Origin of the sequence: Rathayibacter sp. AY1A4, from assembly GCF_002930955.1 — a bacterium.
GTDB lineage: Bacteria > Actinomycetota > Actinomycetes > Actinomycetales > Microbacteriaceae > Rathayibacter.
Window position 1 is genome coordinate 1 of record NZ_PSTN01000005.1, and the last position, 19,168, is coordinate 19,168.

Genomic DNA, 19,168 nt, shown 5'->3' on the forward strand with positions numbered 1-19,168 from the left:
ACGGTCGTGGTGCTCATGGTGCTCCTTCGTGGTGGTCGGGAGGGGGACGACCATCAAGCCTCGCACGCCCGCGCGGCGTCGGCGCGCGGGGGAGCCCACTGTCGTCCGGTGTTCATCCGCGGAGCAGAGCACCGGCACGTCCGGGTCGCCGTGCCGGTCCTCCGAGCAGGCGCGGCGCCGGCTACCACAGCGCCGCCCGCCCGTGCACGGGGTGGCCCCGGAGGCGCGGCTCGCCTGGGATGGAGGGGAGCGGCCCGATCCGGGTGCCGCGGACGGAGGAGCAATGCCCGACCAGTACACGTTCACGAACCCCGCCACCCAGTACCCGGACGTGACTCCGCCGGTCCAGCAGCAGCCCGAGCCCGGGCTGCAGTCGCGGATGACCCCGGTGCCGGACCTCGGCGAGGAGAGCTACCGCGGCACCGGCAGGCTCGCGGGCCGCCGCGCGCTCATCACGGGAGCCGACTCCGGGATCGGCGCAGCCGTGGCCATCGCCTTCGCCCGCGAGGGGGCCGACGTCGCCCTCGCCTACCTCCCGAGCGAGGAGGAGGACGCGCAGCACGTGATCGGGCTGATCCGCGCGGAGGGGCGCACCGCCGTGCCGATCCCCGGCGATCTCACGAGTGCCGAGTACTGCACGCGGCTCGTGGCGGAGGCGGTCGAGGGCCTCGGCGGGCTCGACGCGGTGGTCAACGTGGCCGGGAAGCAGATATGGAAGGAGGACCTGCTCGACATCACCGACGAGCAGTTCGAGGCGACCTTCGCGGTCAACGTCTTCGCTCCGTTCCGGATCATCCGCGCGGCCCTCCCGCACCTGCCCGCGGGCGCCACCATCATCAACACGGCGTCGGCGGAGGCGCACAAGCCCGCCCCCGACCGCCTCGACTACGCGATGACGAAGGGCGCGATCAACAACCTCTCGAAGGGCCTCGCGCAGCAGCTCGCCGCGAAGGGCATCCGCGTGAACATCGTGGCGCCCGGCCCGACGTGGACCGCCCTGCAGGTGAGCGGCGGCGTCGACCCCGAGAGCCTGCCCGACTTCGGCTCCAGCGAGTCGCCGATGGGCCGTGCCGCGCAGCCTGCCGAGCAGGCCCCGGCCTACGTGTTCCTCGCGTCCGCCGAGTCGAGCTTCGTCGCCGGCGAGACCCTCAACGTGAACGGCGGCATGGCCTCGCCCTGACCCGCCGCGCCGCCGGCGCTCGCTGCTGGACCGCCGAGACGCCTCCGTCCTGCTCGAGACACGGGCTCGCGTCAACCCTCTCCCGAGCGGCGGGGGGCGCGAGGTGCCATGGAGGGACCACCACGAAGGAGCACCATGAGCACCACGACCGTCCTCCCCATCGAGACCTACTCCGACGAGCAGGGCTGGCACAATCGCATCGCCCACGCCCGGGTCCCGCTGAGCCACCACGAGTCGCGCCAGGAGGCGGAGGAGGTCGGCGAGGAGATCGCCGAGCAGCGCGGCGGGGAGCACGTCGTCCTCGGCTAGCGGCCGGCGCGGGGCGCGGCATGCGGTGCCCGGCCGGGGACGCGCCCGGCCCGCAGGCGCCCGCTCCGCAGACGCCCCGTCCCGCGCGTGTAGCGCCCTCGACCCCGCCCGGTCAACCTTCTCGACCTCCCGGCCCCCTCCTCCCTAGCGTGGCCCGTCGTGCTCGCTCCCGAGCGCGCGACGAGAGGACGACATGGCCACCACGAGCGACGCCCCCGCGACCGGAGAGGCCGGCGGCACCTCCCTGCGCCGCCGCATCACCGGCCCGCTGCTCTACTTCTTCATCCTCGGCGACGTCCTCGGCGCAGGCATCTACGCCCTCATGGGCACGCTCTCGGCGGAGGTCGGCGGCGCCGTCTGGATGCCCCTCCTGCTCGCGCTCGGCCTCGCGCTGCTGACCGCCGGCTCCTACGCCGAGCTGGTGACGAAGTACCCGAAGGCGGGAGGCGCGGCGGTGTTCGCGCAGCGGGCGTTCAAGCGCCCGATCGTCTCGTTCCTGGTCGGCTTCGCCATGCTCGCGGCCGGAGTGACCAGCGCGGCCGGCCTGTCGCTCGCGTTCGCCGGCGACTACCTCGGCACCTTCCTCGACGTGCCGACCGTGCCGACGGCCATCGTCTTCCTGATCCTCGTCGCGTGCCTCAACGCGCGGGGCGTCGCGGAGTCGCTGCTCAGCAACACGGTGATGACCGTGATCGAGGTCGGCGGCCTGCTGATCGTGATCGGATGCGTCGCGCTGCTCGTGGCGGGCGGAGGCGGCGACCTCGCCCGCACGGTCGAGCTCAGCTCCGAGCAGGCACCGGCGCTGGCGGTGCTCGGCGCGGCGATCATCGCCTACTACTCCTTCGTCGGCTTCGAGACCTCGGCCAACATCGCCGAGGAGATCCGCGACCCCAGCCGCGTCTACCCGCGCGCGCTGTTCGGCTCGCTGCTGACGGCCGGCGCGGTGTACGTCCTGGTCGGCCTCGCGAGCTCGATCGCGCTGCCCGCCGACGAGCTGTCCGGATCCTCCGCCCCGCTGCTCGACGTCGTGACGGCGAGCGGAGCCGGGGTGCCGGCGTGGCTGTTCAGCCTGATCGCGCTCGTCGCGGTCGCCAACGGAGCACTGCTGACGATGATCATGGCGAGCCGCGTCACCTACGGCATGGCGAAGGACGGCCTCCTCCCGGACGTGCTCGGCCGCGTGCTGCCGAAGCGCCGGACGCCGTGGGTGGCCATCGCGGTGACCACGCTGGCGGCGTGCCTCCTGACCCTGGTCGGCGATCTGGCGACCCTCGCCGAGACCGTGGTGCTGCTCCTCCTGCTGGTGTTCATCAGCACGAACGTCTCGGTGCTCGTGCTGCGGCGCGACAAGGTCGAGCACGACCACTTCCGCGTGTGGACGGTGATCCCCGTGCTCGGCATCGCCTCGTGCGTGCTGCTCCTCAGTCAGCAGGACCCGATCGTCTGGCTCTACGCCGGGATCCTCCTCGTGGTCGGAGTCCTCGTGCACCTGGCGACCCGCCGCTCGTCCCGCCGCACCGCCTGATCCGCTGACGGTCCCGGCGGGGCCGCCGCTCCGCCGGACCGTCCCTCCCGACCGCCCCGCTCGCCCCGCGACCGGTCAAGCCCCTGGGCGGACGGCCGTCCGGGGCGTGGGATGGAGGGAACGGAAGGAGCACGAATGACCGACACACCCTCCCGCGAGGAGCTGCCGCTCCCCGACTGGAACGACATCCCGCTCGGCACGCTCGCGGAGCGCATCCGCCCGCTCGACGAGGCCGGCCTCGGCGTGCTGCTCGCCTACGAGGAGGCGCACGGGCACCGCCTGCCGGTGACGACGATCCTGCACTCGCGCCTCGAGCAGCTGCGCGGGGGAGCGGAGCCGGCAGGCAGCGTGCCGGAGTCGCTGCCCGAGGTGTCCCGCTCGTCGTCCGGATCGCCGGTCTCACCGGCGACGTCCGGTCCGCCGATCAACCCGCCCTCGCACGGAGTGCCGACGAACCCGGCTCAGCCGCGCTGACGGCGGCGGGCGGAGTCGCGGTCGCGGCGGCTCCGCCCCCGTCGCGTGCTGCCCAGGGCCTGCCCAGCGCGCACGGGCAGACTGTGCGGAGCCGATGACGGCGACCGGACGAGGGAGCAGTACCCGGAACGCGACAAGACTGACTCGTAGGAGCTGTCATGTCCTGGATCGTCCTCATCCTCTCCGGTGTCCTCGAGGCCGTGTGGGCCACCGCCCTCGGCAGGTCGGAGGGGTTCACGCGGCTCGGCCCGTCGGTCGTCTTCGGAGTCGGCGTCGTCGCGAGCATGGCCGGCCTCGCCTACGCGATGCGCGAGCTGCCCACCGGCACCGCGTACGCGGTCTGGGTCGGGATCGGCGCTTCGCTGACCGTCCTCTACGGCATGTTCTTCGGCGGCGAGGGCTTCTCGCTCGTGCGCACGCTGCTGGTCCTCGGGATCGTCGGCTGCGTCGTCGGCCTGAAGCTCGTGCACTGACCTGGCGGCCGTCCTCTCCTCCGCGACAGGCCGCTCCCGTACGCGACACGCCGACGGAGGCGCGCCGGACTGGCATCTCGCCGAGGGTCCGAGGCCGGTGGTTGCAGGACGCCGCGCGTTCCACCTAGGCTCGGCGCATCAGGGGAGAACGATCGTTCTACGGTTCTCCCCGCCCCCCAAGGAGGACTCATGCCCACTCGTACCGCACGCACCGCCTGGAACGGCTCGCTCGAGACCGGCGAGGGCCAGGTCGAGCTCTCGAGCTCGAAGATCGGCACCTACGACGTCTCGTTCCCCAAGCGCGCCGCCGACGACGCCAACGGCTCGACCAGCCCCGAGGAGCTCCTCGCGGCCGCCCACTCCGCCTGCTACGCGATGCAGTTCTCGGCCGTCCTCGGCCAGGCCGGCGGCACCGTCGAGGCGCTCGACGTCCGCGCCGACGTCTCGCTCGGCCCGGACTCGGCCGGCGGATTCAAGCTCACCGGCATCAAGCTCATCGTGAGCGGCGAGGTCTCCGGCATCGACGAGGCCGCCTTCCTCAAGGCCGCCGACGAGGCCAAGGAGACCTGCCCCGTCAGCAAGGCGCTCACCGGAGTCGACATCACGCTCGACGCCACCTTCGAGGGCTGAGCCCCTCCGCACTCCCGAGCACCCCGTCGCGCATCGCGGCGGGGTGCTCGTGCGTCCGGCGTGGCCGCGGACCGGCCTGTGGAGACCCCCGCCCCCACCGGCCGCCCGGCGCCCCCTGTCGTCAGACCGCCGCCGGCGCGTAGCGGAAGCCGGCGCCGAGGTGCTCCTCCGGCAGCCGGTCGCCGCGGCCGTGCAGCTTCTGGCGGAGGCTGCCCTCGACGTACTCCTCCGGGTACGCACCGCGGCGGCGCAGCTCCGGCACGATGAACTCCACCACGTCCTCGAAGGTGCCGGGCGTGATCGCGTAGGCGAGGTTGAACCCGTCCACGTCGGTCTCCTCGACCCACTCCTGCAGGTGGTCGGCCACCTCCGCGGGCGAGCCGACGACGAACGGGCCGAGCCCGCCGATCACGCTGAGCTTGGCGATGTCACGGACCTTCCACTCCGAGCCGTCCTCGTTCGCCTCCTGGAAGTTGGCGACGGCCGACTGGATCGCGTTGCTCTTCACGTTGCCGATCGGCTCGTCGAGGTCGTACTGCGACAGGTCGATGCCCATCCAGCCCGACATGAAGACCAGCGCCCCCTCCTCGCTCCCGTAGGAGAGGTAGTCGCGGTGCTTCTCGTGCGCGGCCTCGCTGGTCTCGGCGGTGATGATCGTGAGCAGCGTGTAGATCTTCGCGGAGTAGCGGTCGCGGCCGGCCGCCTCGAGTGCGTCGCGGATGCGCGAGACGGTCGCCTTCAGGCCGGCCTTCGTCGAGGACGCGACGAAGATCGCCTCCGCATTGCCCGCCGCGAAGCGGATGCCGCGCGGTGACGCTCCCGCCTGGTAGATGACGGGGGTCCGCTGCACCGACGGCTCAGAGAGGTGGATGCCGGGGACGGTGAAGTTCTTGCCGCGGTGCCCGATCTCGTGCACCTTCGCCGGGTCGGTGAACACGCCGGACTCGCGGTCGCGGACGACGGCGTCGTCCTCCCACGACCCCTCCCACAGCTTGTAGAGCACCTCGAGGTACTCGTCGGCGACGTCGTAGCGGTCGTCGTGCTCGAGCTGGTCCTCGTGGCCCATGTTGCGGGCGGCGCTGGGGAGGTAGCCGGTGACGACGTTCCAGCCCACGCGGCCCTTCGTCAGGTGGTCGAGCGTCGACATGCGCCGCGCGAACGGGTACGGGTGCTCGTAGGCGGTGCCCGCGGTGATGCCGAAGCCGAGGTGCTCGGTCGCGGCGGCCATCGCCGAGACGAGGAGGATCGGGTCGTTGACGGGGACCTGCGCGCCGTGGCGGATCGCCGCCTCGTTCGAGCCGCCGTAGACGTCGTAGGTGCCGAGCACGTCGGCGATGAAGATGCCGTCGAACGTGCCGCGCTCGAGCAGCTTCGCCAGGTCGGTCCAGTACGAGAGGTCCTTGTACCGCCAGGACTGGTCCTGGGGGTGGCGCCACATGCCCGAGGACTGGTGGGCGACGCAGTTCATGTCGAAGGCGTTGAAGCGGATCTGGCGGGTCATGGAGTCGATAGTGCCCAGCGGAGCCGCGAACGGGTACCGAGCGCGACGCACGGCGTCACAATGCGACGCCCGTCGAGGCGCCCGGCAGGTCTGGGTGGTCGGCGACGTCCTCGACGAGCTGGCCGACCTCGAGGACCGCATCGGCAGCGCGATGATCGAGAGCCGGAACGGGTGATGCGCCGGGGCGCACCGCCCCCGTCCGCCGACCGGCCGGCGCCTCCTCCTACGCCAGCTCGCGCCCCAGGAAGCGCACGTGCTCGCCGATCTGGAACGCCTCGCCGCCCTCGTGGCCGTTGAAGGGGTAGACCCGGATCTCGCGGGGTCCGGCGTAGCGGTTGTAGGAGGCGTAGACGGTGGACGGCGGGCAGATGTCGTCGCGGAGTGCGACTGAGAACAGCGCGGGGGACTGCGCGTAGGGGGCGAAGGAGGTGCCGTCGAAGTACGAGAGGGTGTCGAACACGCGCGCCTCGGCGCCGCGGTGGGTGTGCAGGTACTGCACGATCTCGCCGTACGGCATCGTGTCGACGAGCCGCACGGCGTGCGGGATGTGGGAGAGGAACGGCACGTCGACGATCGCGGCGCGCGCCGACTCCGACTCGCCGAGCAGGCCCAGGATCCCCGTGACGGCCAGGGCGATCCCGCCTCCCTGGCTGCCGCCCGAGACGGCCACGCGGGAGGCGTCGACCGCGGGGTGCGCACGCAGCACGTCGAGCGCTCGGACGGCGTCCGTGAAGACGCGGCGGTAGAAGTGCTCCGCGGGCGACTCGATGCCCTGCGTCATGAAGCCGGAGACGTGCGGCCCGCTGCCCACCGGGTCGGGCGTCGCTCCGGAGCGGTGCCCGGACCCCTGGCCGCGGGTGTCCATGACCAGGTGCGCGTAGCCGGCGGCCGACATCGCGGTCCACTCCGCGAGCTGCCCGCGGCCGCCTCCGTAGCCGATGTAGGTCACGAGCCCGGGGAGGGGGCCCTCGACGCCGCGGGGGAGGATCAGCCACGCGCGGATCGGGTGGCCGCCGAAGCCGGAGTAGGTGACGTCGAAGGTGTCGAGCAGTCCGAAGCCGGCGTCGACCCGCTCGAGGCGCGGCTCGGTCGTGACGGCCCTCGCCTCGGCGATCGTGTCGCGCCAGAACTCGGCGAACCCGGCGGGCTCGGCGATCTCGGGGGCGTACTGCTCGAGGAGGTCGAGCGGGAGGTCGTACTGCGGCATCACGGACTCCTTCTCGGGCAGCGGCGCCCGAGGACCGAGGCTACTGGAGGCACGGGCTCACCTGGGTGCGGCGTGGGAGAACGCCGCGGAGCGGAATGCCGGGGCACCCTCCGCGTTCTCCTCAGCATGACGACGTACGGAATCATCGGAGCAGGCAACATCGGCAGCCAGGTCGCACGGGCGGTCATCGCCCTCGGGGACGAGGTGGTCATCGCGAACTCGCGCGGCCCCGAGACCCTCGCCGACCTCATCGCGGAGCTCGGCCCGAAGGCCCGCGCCGCCACGGCTCAGGAGGCGGCCGAGGCCGCCGAGATCGCCGTGGTGACGGTGCCGCTGAAGAACCTCGAGGAGGTGCCGGTCGCCCCGCTCGCCGGCAAGATCGTCCTCGACACGAACAACTACTACTTCGAGCGCGACGGCCGCATCGAGGCGCTCGACAAGGGCGAGACCACGACCAGCGAGATGCTCCAGCAGCACCTCCCGGAGTCGAAGGTCGTCAAGGCGTTCAACCACATCATGGCCGCCGACATCACCACCGACGGCACCCCGGCCGGAACGCCCGACCGCCGCGCTCTCGCGACGTCGAGCGACTACCCCGAGGCGATCCACTTCGTGACCGACCTCTACGACCGGATCGGCTTCGACACCGTCGCGATCACGCCGCTGAGCGAGTCGTGGCGCGTCGAGCGCGACCGCCCCGCCTACGTGGTGCGGCAGAACCGCGAGGAGCTCGAGGCCAACCTCGCGAAGGCTCCCCGCACGGTCTGATCCAGCCTCTCCAAGGGGAGCGGTGCTGCGGCGCCGCTCCCCTTCTGCCTGTCCGGACGGCCTCGGAGGCGCGCCCGGGACGGCCCGCTCGGCGCTCACCGCCGCCGAGCCTGCGATAGTCGAGAGGACCAGCCACGCACCAGAGAGCCCCGATCGGGCTCCGAGAGGAGAGGCCTGCCATGCCCTCGACACCCCGTTCCGTCCCCTCCCGCTCCGGGCTCTCGCGCCGCAGCGTCGTGATCGGCGGTCTCGCGGTGCTCCCGCTGCTCAGCGCCTGCACGCCCGACTCCTCCGCTCCGGACGACGCCCAGCAGGAGGCGCCCCGCACCCGCACCGCGGCTCCGAGCGGGCCGGTGGCGCTCGCCCCGCACGCGCTCGCCGCGAGCGCGGCCCTGTTCGCCGCGGCTCCGCTGGTCGTCCTGGTCGAGGACGTCGCCGAGTCCCGCCTGCGCGCCGCCCAGGTGAGCATCGCCTGGGGCGTGCCGCTGCTGGTCGGCTCGGCGGGATCCGGAGCGACGGCTGCCCCGTCCGCGGACGCCGCGGCCGCGGGATCCACGGCTTCCGAGACGCCGTCCGATCCGGGGGGCCCGTCCGACTCCGCGACCCCGTCCGCCGCTCCGTCCTCCACCGCTCCGACCTCCGACGCCCTCGCCGCCGAGTTCGCCCGCCTCGGCGTGACCCGCGTGCTCGCGATCGGCGACGTCACCGCGCCCGAGGGCGTCGACGTCGTCGCCTCCGCCTCCGACGCGGCCGCCCTCAGCACCGCGTCCGGCCTGACCGTGACCGACCTGGCGCTCGCCGACCTCGCCGCCGCCGCGCCGTCCACCGCCTCCGACGCTCCGTTCGGCGCCCTCCCGGCCCGGGCCGACGCCCTGACCGGCCTGCACGCCCTCGCCCGCGCGCAGGACGCCGACATCGCCGCGCTGGCGACCGCCCGCGCGGCCGGCGTGCCCGTCACCGTGGTCGACGGCGACGACCTGCTCGCCTCGGGCGGAGCCGTGACCGCGATCGCCGAGGCCGACGCCTCCTGCACGCTGCTGCTCGGCCCCGTGCTCGCCGCCCAGCCCGAGCCCGAGTGGGCCGTGCGCGCAGCCGCGAGCGGCTGGCAGCTGCCGGGCGGCGGCCAGCGGATGTTCGGCGGGCACCTCTTCGTCGCGATCTACGGCACTCCGGGCGCTCCCGTTCTCGGCGTGCTGGGGGAGCAGGGCCTCGAGCCCACGATCGCGCGGGCGGAGGCGGTGGCCGAGCCGTACCGGGCACTCACCGACAAGCAGGTCGTGCCGAGCCTCGAGATCATCACCACGGTCGCGGCGGGCGATCCCGGCAAGGACGGCGACTACTCCAACGAGCTCGACGCCGCCGACATCCGCCCCTACATCGACGCGGCGCAGGCGGCCGGGATGTACGTGGTGCTCGACCTGCAGTCGGGGCTCACCGACTTCCTCACCCAGGCGAAGCAGTACGCGGATCTGCTGACGCTGCCCAACGTCGGCCTCGCGCTCGACCCGGAGTGGCGCCTGCTGCCCGGCCAGAAGCCGCTGGAGCAGATCGGGCGCGTCTCGGCCGCCGAGGTCGACAGCGTGTCGGAGTGGCTTGCCGACCTGGTGCAGAGCGAGGGGCTGCCGCCGAAGATGTTCGTGCTGCACCAGTTCCGGCTGTCGATGCTGCAGGACCGCGACAGCATCCGTCGCGACCGGCCCGAGCTGGAGTTCCTCATCCACGTCGACGGCCAGGGCTCGCAGCCCGACAAGCAGGCGACCTGGGACGCGCTGCACGAGGGCGCCCCCGAGGGCATCGGCTGGGGCTGGAAGAACTTCTACGACGAGGACACGCCCATGCTCACCCCCGCCGAGACCATGGCCGAGGTCCGCCCCCTCCCCGACCTCGTCACCTACCAGTAGGCGGATCCCGGGGACGGGCGTCAGCGGCGCAGGAGCTCGCCGGAGACGACGCCCGCCTCGACCTCCTCGAGGGCACGGCCGCGGGTCTCGGGCACGCGCTTCCAGATGAAGACGAGCGCGAGCAGGCCGACGGCGCCGAACAGGAAGAACGTTCCGGTGATGCCGACGCCGGAGACGAGGGTGGGGAAGAACAGGCCGAGCACCGCGTTCGTGATCCAGTGGCAGAAGATCGCGATGCCGACGCCGACGCCGCGGATCCGCAGCGGGAAGATCTCGGACAGCATCACCCAGGTGACGATGTTGAGGAACGTCTGCATGCTCCCCACGAACGCGACGACCAGCACCAGGATCACGTACGGTCGCGCCGGGTTCCCCACGGGGAGCGCGACGGAGGCGATGCCGATCAGGAAGTGCATCGCGGTGGTCAGGGAGTAGCCGAGCAGGAGGGTCGTGCGGCGGTTCATCGTCTGCATGAGCCGCAGCCCGATCAGGCCGCCGATCACGGCGATCGCCCCGGGTGCGATGTTGGCGACGAGCGCGCCGTCGTGGTCGAAGCCCGCCTCCTTCAGCACCGACTGGCCGTAGTACATGATCGAGTTGATGCCGGTGAGCTGCTGGGCGACTCCGATCCCGATGCCGACCAGCAGGATGCGCACCGCCCAGCGCTCGCGCAGCGCCTGCAGCAGGGGGATCCTCGGGCCGTCCTTCGCGCCGATCGAGCGGGCGATGGTCTCCGCCTCCGCGTGGGCCCGGTCGGGCGTGCGGATGGTGGTGAGCACGCCGAGCGCCTCGTCGCGGCGGCCGTGCGCGATCAGCCAGCGCGGCGACTCCGGGACCCGGGTCATGCCCAGCAGGAGCGCTGCGGCGGGGAGCGCGGCGACGGCGAGCATGATCCGCCAGACGCCGGGCAGCTCGCCCCAGACGGTGCCGATGACGGCGTTGGCCACGAAGGCGGCGAGCTGGCCGATCACGATCATCAGCTCGTTGCGGCCGGCGAGCGATCCGCGGATCTCGGAGGGGGAGATCTCGGAGAGGTAGATCGGCACGACCACCGAGGCGCCGCCGACGGCCAGTCCGAGGACCGCCCGCCCGAGGACCATCACGCCGAAGCCCGGCGCCACGACGCAGACCAGGGCGCCGACGAGGAAGAGCACGGCGAGCAGGCGGATCGTGGTCCGCCTCCCGAGGGCGTCGGCGAGGCGTCCGCCCGAGATCGCGCCGATCGCGGCGGCGAAGAGGAGCGAGCTGGTGACGACCCCCTCGGTCAGCGCGGTGAGGCCCAGCTCGGCCGACATCGGCTCGAGGGCGCCGTTGATGACGCCGGTGTCGTAGCCGAAGAGGAGGCCGCCGAGGGTCGCGATGAGCGCGATGAGGCCGAGACGCCGAGTCGGCGCCTCCAGGGAGGTGGTGGTCATCCGCTCACTCTGACGCATGGCCGCGCGGTGAGGGAACCCTGGACCGCCGAGGGAACCCGGTGTAGCGGGTCCTCTCGACGGCCCGGCGTCCCCTCGGCGGCACGGAGGGGGAGGGAGCGAGCGGAGGGGGCGCTCAGGAGGAGACGCGCGCGCCCTCGCGCAGGCCCTCCTCCTTGGCCTGCTGCACCAGGGCGGCGATGCGGCGGCGCGAGCGCGAGCGCCCGGCGAGCAGCGCCGCGAGGATGAGGGCGACGCCGAGGATCACGAGCAGCTGCGGGACCGGCACGGCGGCGACCGTGATCGACTCCGTCACGGGAGCGGTGGCGACCGGCTCCTGATCGGCGGCGGCGACGGTCGGTGCGATGGTCAGGTCGGCGCCGACTCCGAAGAGGGGCCAGATGCCGTCGAGCTGCACCGAGACGCTGCGCCGGTCGCCGGGCAGCAGCTCCTGCTGGGGCGCGTCGGCCGCGACGACGGGGGCGGTGGCGCCCTGGGCGCTCGCCGTGCCGTCGAGCAGCAGGCGCACGTTGCCGGTGTTCACCACGTCGGCGACGAGCGAGAGGGAGCCGGGCTGGAACGGGTTCCAGGAGAGGCGGTAGTCGCTGGCCAGGTCCTCGACGGAGAAGGAGGGGGTCACCTCGCCGGTCACGCGGGTCATCACGCGGAAGCCGATGCGGCTCTCCACTCCGACGTTCGCGCCTCCTGCCTCGGTGCCCTGCGAGAGCACGGAGGCGGCGATGCCGGCGGCGTGGTCGCCGGGGGTGGCGTTGTCGGGGACCGTCACGGTGAACGGCACCACGCCGCTGCTGCCCGGATCGACGGTCACGGTCTCGGGGGCGGAGATCCACAGCCCGGCGTCGACCGACTCCTGGTCGGAGTTCAGCATGTTGAAGCGGCCGGTGTCGGTGAAGTAGCCGTCGGCGCTGGTGATGCTGAAGGTCACGGGCTGGTCGCTGAGGTTCCGCACGACCGCCTCGTCCGAGGCGCTCGCGCCGGGGGCGAGCTCGAGCTCGACCCACGCGCGCTTGTCGGGGACGCCGTCGGTGGAGGGGCTGACCGCCCAGGTGATCGCTCCGTCGGCCGCGACGGCCGCCGGAGCGACGCCCGCGCCGAGGAGGGCGACGATCAGCGCGAGCAGCGCGGGGAGGAGCGGGCGGCGGGGAGCGGCGGAGCGGCGCGGAGCAGTCATCAGAACCTCATGGTCGCACGGGGGAAGCACGACGCGGCCGGGCGGGCGGGCCCGGCCGCGTCGGCCGTGGTGGGATCGCGGCCGGGGGAGTGCGTCCCCCGGCCGCGACGGGTCACTCGAAGAGCGACAGGGTGATGGTGGACGAGTACGCGCCGGCGTCCACGTTCACGGGGGTGCGGAGGAAGAGGTCGGCGTCGGCGCTCCAGGAGCCCTCGGGGTTGACCTGCTGGGAGTTGCTGGCGACGATCGCGAGCAGCTCCTCGTTCTTCAGGCCCTGGCCGTTGGCGCCGCCGTCGATGGCGGTGTCGACGACCTGGCCCGCGGCGACCTCGCCGAGGTCGCCGCCGTCGACGAGAGCCGGGGCCCAGCCCAGGTTCTCGGCGCCGATGATGGAGCCGTCGGCCGAGGTGAAGGCGTCGGCGGTGCCGAGGACGTACCAGGCGGAGTCGGGGGAGACGTCCTCGGCGTCACGGGTGTCGGTGACCGTGACGGTCGGCAGGGTGCCGGTGAACTGGCGGCGGACGTTGTCCGAGCCGTCCTCGGCCAGGGTCGTCGAGTCGCCGGCGACGGTCATCGAGAGGGCGCCGGTCCCGGGGAGGTCGGCGATGTCGACGTTGACGTCGACGTCGTCGCTGCCGTAGTTGGTGTCGGCGGCGAAGGCCGTTCCGGCGACTCCGAGCAGGAGGACGCCTCCGGCCAGTCCGGCGGCTCCGCGGATCAGAAGGGATCGGGTGTTCATGTCGGGTGTTCTCCGTTCTCCGGCCGGCGTCGTCGCCGGCTCGATCTCAGTGGGTGTGGGTCGTGCCCGCGGGTCAGCTGCAGCCGGCCGCGGAGTAGGGGGCGGTCGAGGAGGCCGTGGCCGGCTTCCCGTTGACGAACGCGGTCGCCGTGGCGGTCGCGGATCCGTCGGTCACGCTCGTCGCCCGGGTGGTGAAGGCGGCCGAGACGGTGGCGCCGGGAGCGACGTCGGCGAAGCTCTTGGAGCCCCACGTCGTGCCGATCACGATCTTCGCAGCGAAGGCGTTCGGGTTCGTGGCGGTCGCGGTGACGACGATCCTCCCGGCGACGCAGCGCGTCGTGGAGGTCGTGGTCACGGCGATCGCGGGTGCCGAGTCGGTCACGGGACCGACGGAGGCGGAGGCCGTCGCCGGCGTCCACTGCGGCTTCGCGGCGGTCACGGCCACCGAGATCGTCGCTCCGCGGTCGGCGGCGGTGAGCGTGTAGCTCGACGCCGTCGCCCCGCTGATCGCGGTCCCGCCGCGCTTCCACTGGAAGCCGGTCGCCGTCCACGGGGAGGAGGCGGAGGCGGTCAGCGTGCTGCCCACCGTCGCCTTCCCCGTGATCGAGGCCGCGAGCGGCGCGGTGTCGACGATCGTCTGCGCCGCGACGCTGGTGAGGGTCGGGACGACCTTCTGCATGAGACCGGTCGTCTTGTCGAAGGTCACCCGGTCGATCGTCGTCTCGCGGTGCTGGCCGTCTCCGCCGGGGATGGCGAAGCGGTGGTAGGCGATGTACCAGTCGTCCGTGCCGGGCACGTTGACGATCGAGTTGTGGCCCGTGGCGAGGATGCCCTGCGACGGGTCCTTCTCGAGGACCACGCCGCGGTAGGTCCACGGTCCGTCGACACTGGTCGAGGTCGCGTAGCCGACCTTGTAGTTCTCGGAGCCGGTGTCGTCGATCGAGTAGGTGAGGTGGTACAGACCGTCGCGGTAGTTCAGGAACGCACCCTCGCGGAAGTCGGTCAGGCCGCTGATCTTCTTGATCGTGCCGGTCTTGATCGAGAGCATGTCGTCGGACAGCTCGCCGTAGAGCGGGTCGCCGTTGCCCCAGAAGAGGTAGCTCTTGCCGGTCTTCGGGTCGGTGAACGCGGCGGGGTCGATCGCCTGGCCGGACCGCACGGACTCGCCGTTGGTGATCATCGCGGTCGGCTGCGCCGTGAACGGGCCCATCGGGCTGTCCGCGACCGCGACTCCGATCGTCTTGCGGTTGAGCGAGGAGTTCTCGCCGGAGAAGTAGAAGTAGTACTTCCCGTTCTTCTCGGTGATCGTCGGCGCCCAGGCGTTGCCGGTCGCCCACGGCACATTGCCGTTCGCGCCGTCCAGCGTCAGGAAGGGCTGCTCCGACCGGGTCCAGTCGATGAGGTTCTTCGAGGACCAGGCGTAGAAGGTCTTGCCGCCCCAGCCGGCGAAGCCGTCCGAGGTCGCGTACAGGTAGTAGGTGTCGCCGAAGACCGCGATGTTCGGGTCGGCGTTCAGGCCCGCGAGGACCGGGGACTTCATGACGACGGCCTTGAGGGTCCAGGTGGTCGCGGTGCCGCCGGCGGCGGGCGTGAGCACGACCGTCTGCGGGGTGGAGAGGTCGCGGACGGAGCCGGAGGCGGGGCTCGCCGTGACTCCCGCCGCGGTGGAGAAGGTCGGGGTGAGCTTCGTCAGGTCGGTCCCCGGCTTCACCGGGAAGGTGACCGTCCTGCTCGCCGAGTCGACGATCGGGGCCGTCTTCATGACGTCGCCGCTGAGCGACAGGTCGACCAGGGCCGACGTGTTGCCGGAGGCGGCGAGCACCTCGGAGGCGCTGAGAGCCCGGTTGTAGACCGAGAACTCGCGGATCTGGCCGCGGAAGCGGTTGTCGGCGTCGTAGTTCGAGCGACCGATGTAGTTCGCCGCCGTGGAGCCGCCGCCGATGTCCTTCGGGTCGGTCGTGACGGTGCCGCTGGCGACCTTCACTCCGTCGAGGTAGATCGTGCCGGTGGTGCCGGAGAGCGTGTACGTCAGGTGCGCCCAGGTGCCGCGGGGGAGGGCCGAGCCGCCGGCGACGGTCTGCTCGGTGGTGTAGTTCCCGGTCGCGATGCTGGTGCGGTAGTTGTTGCCCGAGGTGAAGAGGTAGCCGTCGCCGGCCCCGTTCGTGGTGTTGCCCAGGCCGTAGAGGAAGTAGTTGCCGCCCTGCGCGGGGTCGATCCAGACGTCGGACTGGATGGTGAGGTCCGTCACGCCGGCGAGCAGGTCGTTCGGCAGCTTGACGTAGTCGTCGGTGCCGTCGAGCTGCAGGGCGCCGTCCTTCCAGGTGCCGCCCGAGGGCAGCGTGCCGTTCTGGTTGTTGCCCGAGCTGTCGCGCACCGTGGTGCCCGAGCCGCCGTCGAAGGTGTAGCGGAGGATCTCGCCGGCCGCGTTGACCGGCTTCGCGGCGGGGCCGGTGCTGCTGGTGCCGTAGGCGGCCGTCAGGCGCGCCTCCTCGGCGCTCGAGAGGCGGAGCACCGAGCCGTGGCGGAAGGGCTTCGAGAACGAGTACGTGTTCGCGCCGGTGGTGCCGACGGGAAGCGCCGTGAACCGCATGTCCGCGAGGGTGTCGGTGACGTAGGCGGAGTAGCCGAACGAGTCGCCCATGACGACCCAGCGGCCGTCGGGCAGCTGGTAGACGGTGAGGCCCTCGAGGTGGTCGGAGAGGCCGCGGGACTTCTCCTCGCCACGAGCGATGACGCGGGTCCAGGGGCCGGCCAGGCTGGTCGCCTTGTCGACGACGGTGCGCCAGTCGGAGGTGGAGAAGCGGTAGTAGGTGCTCCCCTCCTTCGCGATGGTCGTGTCGATGATGTTCGGGCCGTCGGCGTTGTTGGTCGAGGAGTTCTCGTCGAGCCAGACCGTCGGGGTCGAGAAGTTCACGAAGTCGCGGGTGGTGCTGACGTAGACGCGCAGCGCCCAGTCGTCGGTGTTCACCTGCGTCTTGTCGCGGCCCGACCAGTAGACGTAGTACTGGCCGGTGGTCTCGTCCCAGATCGCCTCGGGTGCCCAGACGTTGCCCGCGTTCGCCGCTCCGGCGAAGACGAGGCTCTGGTCGCTCCAGTTCACGAGGTCGGTCGAGCGCCAGACGACGAGCTTCTGGCTCGCGTTGACCTGATCCCAGGTGCCGCCGGGAGCGGTGCCCTCCGCGTGCAGGTCGGTGCCGATGATCCAGTACTCGTCGCCGGTGGGGGAGCGCACGAGGTGCGGGTCGCGGACGCCGAGGGTGCCGCCGAGGTTGGCGAGCACGGCCTTGTCGTTGTTGAGCTTCGACCAGTGCAGGCCGTCGGTGCTGGACCCGAAGTAGATCTTCTCGTAGTCGGTCGAGGCGAAGTGGGTCCAGAGGTAGCCCGCGTCGTACTCGGTGTCGAGGTTCGCGGGAGCCGCGGTCACCGTGACGGGCAGCTGCCGGGTCGCGGTCGTGCCGGCGATCGTCGCGGTGAGCGTGACGGGCGTGGCGGCGGACTGGCGCTTCACGACGCCGGTCGTGCTGAGCACGGCCGTGTTCGAGGAGGCCCAGGCGACATCGTAGGAGCCGACCTTCGCGGGCAGCGTCACGTTGCCGCGGACGTCGCCGGAGTTGACGATCGAGAGGGCGTCCAGCGCCTTCTGGGCGTCGGCGTTAACGTCCTTGGCGGGCACGGTGGCGGTGAAGGTGCGGATGGCCGTGGCCGAGCCGCGGGTCGTCGTGGCGGTCAGCTCGACCGAGGCGACCCCGTTCGCGGGCGGCGTGACCACTCCGCTGGTCGAGACGACCGCGGAGTTGCTCGAGGCCCAGGCGATGGCGGAGCCGTTGGGGCCGGTCGTCGGGAGGGTGAGGTTCGCGGAGACCGAGGAGAGGCTCCCGAGGTCCAGGGCGGCGGAGTCGCGGGAGACGCGCGTGCTGTCCGGGGCCTGGAGCGTCGCGACGTCGGCCGCGCTGAGCGCCGTGCTGTAGACGCGGAAGTCGCGGACCGAGCCGGCGAGGGTCTTGTCCGCCGTGTAGACGGAGCGGCCGATCGCGTTCGCGGTGGTGGTGCCGTTGCCGATCGCGGCGGGAGTGATGGTCACTCCGGTCTGCTGTGCGACCTGGGTGCCGTCGAGGTAGAGGCGTGCGGTGTCGCTCGCGTCGTCGAGCGTGTAGGTGAGGGTCTTCCAGACGCTGCGCGCGAGGTTCGCGTTGGAGTTGACGGTCTGCTCGGTGGTCCAGTTGCCGGTGGCGATCGAGGCCTTGTAGCCGTTGCCCGTCGTGTAGAGGTAGCCGTTCCCAGCGCCGTTCGTCGTGTTGCCGAGGCCCCAGATGAAGTAGGGCGTGCCCTGGTTCGCGTTCACCAGGACCTCGGTGCTGACCGTGATCGAGTTCAGACCCGCGAGCAGGTTGTCGGGCAGCTTGACGTAGTCGTCGGTCCCGTCGAGCGCGACGCCCGCGGCCCCGCGGGGAGCGGCTCCGTTGACGAGCGTGCCCGTGCGGCCCTTGCCCGAGCTGTCGGCGACGGTCGTGCCGCTCGTCTCGTCGAGCGCGTAGCGCAGGACGAGGCTGTCTGAGGGAGCGGCGCTCGCGGATTGGGCCGTCAGAAGAGGGACGGTGAGGGCCACGGCCGTCACGAGGACGAGTGGTCGCAGGAAAGGCTTCATCGCGCTTTGCTCCAGGGTCGGCATCTTTGCTGAGGGGAGGGAGTGTGCCGGCTTCGTACGCGGCAATGTTCACGGTAACACTATGTTGACGTCAACGTGAAGAGCCTATCCGGATCAATTCCTCGACATCCGGAGAAGAGGCGAACCGGTTCGACGAATTCCGAGAGCATCCAGGAGCGATGCAGCCGCCGATGTCCGGCCGGATCAGCCGCGGTCGTCGTCGCGCGAGCGGCTCAGCGCACGGTCCATCGCCCTCAGCGTCCGGAAGCCGGCCCGGTCGGCCACAGCCGCGCGAGCCGACGGCGAGAGCGAGGGGCTCGCGGCGAGGAGCGACGCGGCGAGGTGCACGCGCCGCTCGCGGAGGGTCGCCGCCACGGTCGTGCCCCGGCGGTGGAAGGCGCGGTCCAGCGTCGCCCGTGAGACGCCGAGACGCATCGCGAGAGCGCCGGCGGTGAAGTCCGCATCGCCCGCCTCCGCGTCGATGACGGCGATCGCGCGGAGGAGGACGCCCTCGAGTCCGTCCTCCGGACGGGCGGGCGGGAGGCTCTGCTTGATGAGAGCCGACGCGGTCGCCTCGAGCGCACGGCGCAGCTCGCTGAAGCCGGGATCGCCCGCCGAGAGGTCCGCGTTGAGGGTCGCGTTGACGAGGGAGACGAAGGCGCCGCTGTAGCTGTCGGCGGCGAGCAGCGTGCAGGACGGCCCGCCGGACTGTGCGCTCGTGAGGCCGAGCCTGCCCCAGGACGTCCTCAGCGCCAGCCAGGCGGAGTCCTCCTCCGCCCGGAACCGAGCGGAGTCGTCGCCCCGGAGGAGGGCGAGCCCGCCGGGCCGCAGACGAGCGGCCTCGAGAGGGCCGTCGACGACGATCTCGCCGGCGACCGGGACGATCAGGTCGACCTCGGCCCGGTCGAGGGCAGGGAGGGGCGGGTCCGTCCGGACGGTGCCGGGTGTGTGCCAGAGGCGGCTCAGCCGGAAGCCGTCGACGGCGAGCACGTCCCCGGCGAGATGCAGGGGCGGAGCTCCGTCGCTCGCCCAGCCGAGGCTCCTCAGCCACGCCTCCACGCGGGGACCGCTCAGCTGCAGCGTCTCGACGAGACCGCGCGGGGCGGCCGGCTGCTCGGAAGCGGTCACCGGGCTCCTTCGCAGCGGGGACGGGGTGCGCGGGCGGTGACCACGCTAGGCCGGGGGAGGGGCGCCGAGACGGCGTGGCGCGTT

The 19,168-nt window shown here is 72.2% G+C and carries 16 protein-coding genes and 1 riboswitch; of the genes, 9 read left to right on the forward strand and 7 right to left on the reverse strand.

The features are described 5' to 3' along the window. Window positions 1-283 precede the first annotated feature (283 nt). From C5B92_RS04485 to C5B92_RS04510, 6 genes are all read left to right on the forward strand, one after another. Entirely contained in the window at window positions 284-1,180 is an 897-nt protein-coding gene (locus C5B92_RS04485) for an SDR family oxidoreductase (RefSeq protein ID WP_104255585.1), read from the forward strand. Between the two features lie 135 nt (window positions 1,181-1,315). After that, the gene (locus C5B92_RS04490) at window positions 1,316-1,489 is read left to right on the forward strand and encodes a DUF2188 domain-containing protein (protein ID WP_159940661.1); all 174 of its coding nucleotides are present in this window, start codon (window positions 1,316-1,318) and stop codon (window positions 1,487-1,489) included. A 193-nt stretch (window positions 1,490-1,682) separates the two neighbouring features. After that, the gene (locus C5B92_RS04495) at window positions 1,683-3,014 is read left to right on the forward strand and encodes an APC family permease (protein WP_104255586.1); all 1,332 of its coding nucleotides are present in this window, start codon (window positions 1,683-1,685) and stop codon (window positions 3,012-3,014) included. A 135-nt stretch (window positions 3,015-3,149) separates the two neighbouring features. Then, entirely contained in the window at window positions 3,150-3,488 is a 339-nt protein-coding gene (locus C5B92_RS04500; RefSeq protein ID WP_104255587.1) for a hypothetical protein, read from the forward strand. A gap of 85 nt (window positions 3,489-3,573) precedes the next feature. After that, window positions 3,574-3,637, forward strand: a riboswitch (guanidine-III (ykkC-III) riboswitch). 9 nt (window positions 3,638-3,646) lie between these two features. After that, window positions 3,647-3,961 carry a multidrug efflux SMR transporter gene (locus tag C5B92_RS04505; RefSeq protein WP_104255588.1) on the forward strand — a complete coding sequence of 105 codons (315 nt, stop codon included), beginning with the start codon at window positions 3,647-3,649 and terminating at the stop codon, window positions 3,959-3,961. A 189-nt stretch (window positions 3,962-4,150) separates the two neighbouring features. Next, window positions 4,151-4,591, forward strand: a complete 441-nt coding sequence (locus C5B92_RS04510; protein ID WP_104222378.1) for an OsmC family peroxiredoxin — start codon at window positions 4,151-4,153, stop codon at window positions 4,589-4,591. A 121-nt stretch (window positions 4,592-4,712) separates the two neighbouring features. On the opposite strand, the gene C5B92_RS04515 is transcribed toward C5B92_RS04510, so the two are convergent. Beyond that, window positions 4,713-6,092, reverse strand: a complete 1,380-nt coding sequence (locus C5B92_RS04515) for an LLM class flavin-dependent oxidoreductase (RefSeq protein WP_104247810.1) — start codon at window positions 6,090-6,092, stop codon at window positions 4,713-4,715. A gap of 10 nt (window positions 6,093-6,102) precedes the next feature. On the opposite strand from C5B92_RS04515, the gene C5B92_RS17180 reads away from it, so the two are divergent. Continuing rightward, window positions 6,103-6,267: a hypothetical protein gene (locus C5B92_RS17180; protein ID WP_159940663.1), complete on the forward strand. Its 165-nt coding sequence runs from the start codon at window positions 6,103-6,105 to the stop codon at window positions 6,265-6,267. A 48-nt stretch (window positions 6,268-6,315) separates the two neighbouring features. Here the strand turns inward: C5B92_RS17180 and C5B92_RS04520 are convergent, their stop codons facing one another. Further along, complete coding sequence (locus C5B92_RS04520; protein ID WP_104255589.1) at window positions 6,316-7,299, reverse strand: acetylxylan esterase; 984 nt, start codon at window positions 7,297-7,299, stop codon at window positions 6,316-6,318. A gap of 126 nt (window positions 7,300-7,425) precedes the next feature. Here C5B92_RS04520 and C5B92_RS04525 point away from each other — a divergent pair, with 126 nt between their 5' ends. Next, complete coding sequence (locus tag C5B92_RS04525) at window positions 7,426-8,067, forward strand: NADPH-dependent F420 reductase (RefSeq protein ID WP_104227021.1); 642 nt, start codon at window positions 7,426-7,428, stop codon at window positions 8,065-8,067. Between the two features lie 179 nt (window positions 8,068-8,246). Next, window positions 8,247-9,968, forward strand: a complete 1,722-nt coding sequence (locus tag C5B92_RS04530; protein WP_104255590.1) for a hypothetical protein — start codon at window positions 8,247-8,249, stop codon at window positions 9,966-9,968. Window positions 9,969-9,988: 20 nt separating this feature from the next. Here the strand turns inward: C5B92_RS04530 and C5B92_RS04535 are convergent, their stop codons facing one another. From C5B92_RS04535 to C5B92_RS04555, 5 genes are all read right to left on the reverse strand, one after another. Continuing rightward, window positions 9,989-11,383 carry a sugar porter family MFS transporter gene (locus C5B92_RS04535; RefSeq protein ID WP_244229508.1) on the reverse strand — a complete coding sequence of 465 codons (1,395 nt, stop codon included), beginning with the start codon at window positions 11,381-11,383 and terminating at the stop codon, window positions 9,989-9,991. 133 nt (window positions 11,384-11,516) lie between these two features. Next, a complete protein-coding gene (locus C5B92_RS04540; protein WP_104222384.1) occupies window positions 11,517-12,572 on the reverse strand; it encodes a WxL protein peptidoglycan domain-containing protein in 1,056 nt (351 codons plus the stop codon). Between the two features lie 112 nt (window positions 12,573-12,684). After that, on the reverse strand, window positions 12,685-13,311 hold the full coding sequence (locus C5B92_RS04545; RefSeq protein ID WP_104255591.1) for a hypothetical protein: 627 nt from the start codon (window positions 13,309-13,311) through the stop codon (window positions 12,685-12,687). A gap of 73 nt (window positions 13,312-13,384) precedes the next feature. Next, window positions 13,385-17,956 (reverse strand): family 43 glycosylhydrolase, encoded by a 4,572-nt coding sequence (locus C5B92_RS04550; RefSeq protein ID WP_181028733.1) that lies wholly within the window; start codon window positions 17,954-17,956, stop codon window positions 13,385-13,387. Window positions 17,957-18,160: 204 nt separating this feature from the next. Then, the gene (locus tag C5B92_RS04555) at window positions 18,161-19,084 is read right to left on the reverse strand and encodes a helix-turn-helix domain-containing protein (protein ID WP_104255593.1); all 924 of its coding nucleotides are present in this window, start codon (window positions 19,082-19,084) and stop codon (window positions 18,161-18,163) included. Window positions 19,085-19,168 lie beyond the last annotated feature (84 nt).